The sequence below is a fragment of the Thioalkalivibrio sp. genome (assembly GCF_007692535.1).
Lineage (GTDB): Bacteria > Pseudomonadota > Gammaproteobacteria > Ectothiorhodospirales > Ectothiorhodospiraceae > Thioalkalivibrio.
The window spans coordinates 1-3,182 of the sequence record NZ_REBW01000012.1; the positions used below are offsets into that span (position 1 = coordinate 1).

The following is a 3,182-nucleotide window of genomic DNA, read 5'->3' on the forward strand; positions in this document are numbered from 1 at the left end:
GCGCCAGCGCCTCCAGGAGTTCCAGGCGCACCGGGCTCGCGAGCGCCTTGGCCACGCGGGCGAAGTGGGTGAACAACTGGGTCTTCAAGGAGGATTGGATTGCATTCATGGGCCGATCGCCACAAACCGATACCTCAGCGGATCTATCCGCAAATTCTAACGAATATTGGTGCGATGCGCAAAACCGGAGCACCGTCGAAGGCGGGACCGTCTCCGTCGAGACATCGTGTAGGATCGGGATTGGGATCGGCTGCGGGGCGGGGGTAACGGCTACCCCGGTGCCGCTCGCGCAGCGCGGACGCAGAACGCTGCTCAGATTCGATTCTCCCCATTTCCTCTGGAGTTCTTTATCCATGAAAGCGAAATCACCACAGGCTCTCTCGACGCGCTGCGTGCATGCGGGCGAGGCCCGTGATGCTCACGGCAGCCCGCACACCCCGGTGTACACCACGACGACCTTTGCCTTTCCCTCGACGCGCGCACTGCTCGACGTGGTCGAAGGCCTAAAGCCCGGTAGCCTGTACACACGCTACGGCCTGAACCCGACGATCCAGAGCCTGGAGGCCAAGCTCGCAAGCCTCGAGGGGGCCGAAGCGGCCCTGGCCTTCAGCTCGGGTATGGGTGCCGAGGCCGCGCTGTTCCTGGCCTATGGCCGCAATGGCATCGTCTGCTTGGGCGATGCCTACGGTGGCACGCTGGAACTGCTGGCGGACCAATTGCCGCAACTGGGCATCCGGACCACGCTGCTGCTGGGCGATGAACTGGAACGCCTGGACGAGCTGCTTGCCGACGGCTACGGGCTGGTGTTTCTGGAAACGCCGACCAACCCGGTCCTGGAGATCTTCGACATCCAGGCGCTGGCCGGCAAGGCACACGCCCACGGCGCGCGGCTCGCGGTCGATAACACCTTCGCCTCGCCCGTGAATCAGCAGCCGCTGGCCCTCGGGGCGGACCTTGTGGTCCACAGCGCCACCAAGTATCTGGGCGGGCACAGCGACATCACGGCCGGTGCGTTGATGGGCCCGGCCGAACTCGTCGCGTCGGTGGCGGGCTGGCGCAAGAATCTCGGCACCGCACCGGCGCCGGAGACCGCGGCGATGCTCGCGCGCAGCATCCGGACCCTGGTCGTCCGCGTGCGGCAGCAGAATCAGAATGCTCTCGCCATCGCCGAGGCCATGGAGCGCCACCCGCGCATCCGGCGGGTACTGTACCCCGGGCTGGCCAGCCATCCGGGTCATGCGGTGGCGGCCGACCAGATGTCTGGGTTCGGCGGCATGCTGACAATCGAGATCGATGCCGACACCTCGGCGACCAGTGCCGTCGTCGACCGCCTGCAACTATTCGCGATCGCCCCGAGCCTGGGCGGCGTGGAAAGTCTCGCAACCCAGCCGGTGACCACCACACACCACGGCTTGAGCGACCCCGAGCGGGAGCGCCGGGGCATCAGCGGGTCGATGATCCGGCTTTCGGTGGGTCTGGAGGACGCGCAGGATCTGATCGCGGATCTGGAGCAGGCGCTGGATGATCCCCGGGGGTAGTGGCCGGAATCAACCAAGGGACTGCCACGCTGACCAGTAGGGCCGTCTCCTCGGAACACCTCGTGGCCCACAATGGGTCGGTGAACGGATCGCCATGCAATGAGTAAGCACCATGCCTGACAGAATGCATTGGGATGAGGTCTATGCCAGTCGACCGAGCGACTCGCTGAGCTGGTATCAGCAGGGCGGTGGTTTGTCGCTGGAGTGGATACGGGAAATCGGCCTGTCGCCATCCGCCGGTATCATCGATGTAGGGGGCGGAACCTCCCGGCTGGTGGATGAATTGCTGGCGGCGGGATACGACGATCTCACGGTGCTGGATCTGTCGCGTCAGGCTCTTGAAACCGCCCGGTCCCGTCTGGGTGACGCCGCTGACAAGGTGTTGTGGCTGGAGCAGGACGTCACCGAGGCCGATCTCGCCCCCGCGCGCTTTGATCTCTGGCATGACCGGGCCGTGTTTCATTTTCTGACAACCGCAACGGACCAGCAGGCGTATGTGGCCCGCCTGCACCGGAGTCTGCGGCCTGGTGGGCGGGTGATCATAGCCACGTTCGCGGAGAGTGGCCCCGAGCGTTGCAGCGGTTTGCCGGTGATGCGCTACAGGCCCGAAAGCCTCCATGCGGTGCTGGGTAAGGATCTGAGACTGATCCGGCATGCCACTGAGCACCACACGACGCCCGGCGGTGCCGTGCAGCCTTTCAATTTCTGCCTGTTCGAGCGACCGCGCCATCTGTGACCCGTCCCGGACGTTGCCGAATGGACCGTTGAGACATTGGACGAAAGCTTCAGTGACGGCCCAGGGGTATCCACTTCTCGCTCGACTTGAGCCCCTTAACCGTCCGAACCCGGTGCCCGCTCAGGGCCGATTGCGGACCATCACGGGACTATGGCACCCGGTGAGGCCGTTCTGCCCCGAATGTATATCGGACCAACGCTTGTTCCCGGATAACCAGACGCAAGTGATAGAGATTCTGGGTTTTTGCTGGTAGCTCGTTGGTCAGAGCGGGGACTCCGCCGTAAGGGCGCCGACAGAGGCAAATATGGTTTGCGGGGGTTGGATCTGTTGGCGATTCGGGCCAAGCCCTTCTGCCGTTATTGAACGCATCCGGGCTGATCGAAACTGAAGAAACGGATTGCACCTGCTGCGGGGATTGCGCACGGCCCGAGCGTCTCAGCATCCTGTTCTCGTGGTCGATGAAGGAGGAATAACCGGAGCGCCCGGAATCGCATGCCTCGCATCGCTGGGCAGACCCTCAAAGCGGTTGGATTCAATCCAGCGAGGTTCCTGAGCGGTTCCTAAGACCGTTTTTTGGAACGGCCTCTGGAATCTGGATCGCCTCTAAGTTGTTGACGGGAAATGGTGGGCCCGGCAGGACTCGAACCTGCAACCAAAAGATTATGAGTCTTCTGCTCTAACCATTGAGCTACAGGCCCGGAAAGCTGCAGCAGGCTTCCGCCGTTATTCGAGGTCCATGTAGGTGCGCAGCAGTTCCGCGCGGGTCGGGTGGCGCAGCTTGCGCAGGGCCTTGGCCTCGATCTGCCGGATGCGCTCACGGGTCACGTCGAACTGCTTGCCGACTTCCTCGAGAGTGTGGTCGGTGTTCATGTCGATGCCGAAGCGCATGCGCAGCACCTTGGCCTCGC

3 protein-coding genes and 1 tRNA gene are annotated in these 3,182 nt (G+C 63.5%); 2 read left to right on the plus strand and 2 right to left on the minus strand.

The features are described 5' to 3' along the window. Positions 1 to 353: 353 nt before the first annotated feature. Both EA346_RS00160 and EA346_RS00165 read left to right on the plus strand, forming a co-directional pair. On the plus strand, positions 354 to 1,538 hold the full coding sequence (locus tag EA346_RS00160; protein WP_296754110.1) for an aminotransferase class I/II-fold pyridoxal phosphate-dependent enzyme: 1,185 nt from the start codon (positions 354 to 356) through the stop codon (positions 1,536 to 1,538). A gap of 112 nt (positions 1,539 to 1,650) precedes the next feature. Beyond that, positions 1,651 to 2,274: a class I SAM-dependent methyltransferase gene (locus EA346_RS00165; RefSeq protein ID WP_296754113.1), complete on the plus strand. Its 624-nt coding sequence runs from the start codon at positions 1,651 to 1,653 to the stop codon at positions 2,272 to 2,274. Positions 2,275 to 2,896: 622 nt separating this feature from the next. Here the strand turns inward: EA346_RS00165 and EA346_RS00170 are convergent. Further along, positions 2,897 to 2,972, minus strand: a tRNA-Ile gene (locus EA346_RS00170). A 25-nt stretch (positions 2,973 to 2,997) separates the two neighbouring features. Further along, positions 2,998 to 3,182 (minus strand): sigma factor-like helix-turn-helix DNA-binding protein (locus tag EA346_RS00175; RefSeq protein ID WP_296754116.1); only part of this gene is annotated, 185 nt, incomplete at its 5' end.

Bases quoted from the DNA above. Each gene is read 5' to 3' on its own strand.
- EA346_RS00160 (WP_296754110.1), top strand. From the start codon at position 354: ATGAAAGCGAAATCACCACAGGCTCTCTCGACGCGCTGCGTGCATGCG.
- EA346_RS00165 (WP_296754113.1), top strand. From the start codon at position 1,651: ATGCCTGACAGAATGCATTGGGATGAGGTCTATGCCAGTCGACCGAGC.